The sequence below is a fragment of the Proteus sp. FME41 genome (assembly GCF_014897315.1).
In the GTDB taxonomy this organism is placed as follows: domain Bacteria; phylum Pseudomonadota; class Gammaproteobacteria; order Enterobacterales; family Enterobacteriaceae; genus Proteus.
On record NZ_JABUYL010000070.1, the window covers coordinates 1 to 527 of the forward strand.

The window sequence follows — 527 nt, forward strand, 5'->3', positions numbered from 1 at the left end:
GTGTCCTTATCATAGTAGCGAAAGCGATTGTAATACAAGCCACTTTCTTTATCTTCATATTGTCCGGCAAACCGAAAATGACATTCAGTATATTCTGGGTCGTTATCGGCATAATCATCATGAGATTGCCAAAACGCCATTTGTCCCCAGGTATTTAACCGTCCTGCCCAGCTGACAATCCCTTTTTCGCTAAAAATTTCTCGTGGCGTGCCTTGATGGTCAGTGACGACATAATGCAGTTTTCCACGTTGATAACGGGCTGTTGGGGTGATTTCACCGGGTTGATAGAGCCACTGAATTTGAGCGTCATAAGCGGGTGTCCCATCCGCATAAATCGGGGTTTCTTGCACCATTTGGTCGCCAGACCACAGGTAATCGACACGCTGAACACGTTTATTTTTAAAGGGTGAATTAGGCGGTGAAGTAGGGCGATTATCGACTACCTTGCTTTTGCTTAGTCGTCGCCCAAAGGCATCGTAAGTGTAACGCCAACATTCCCCTTCAGGATTAAAACAGGCAATAAGTTG

The 527-nt window shown here is 45.5% G+C and carries 1 protein-coding gene; it reads right to left on the reverse strand.

The annotated features are described in order from the left end of the window. Positions 1–527 (reverse strand): RHS domain-containing protein (locus INT04_RS19200; protein ID WP_193017610.1); only part of this gene is annotated, 527 nt, incomplete at both ends.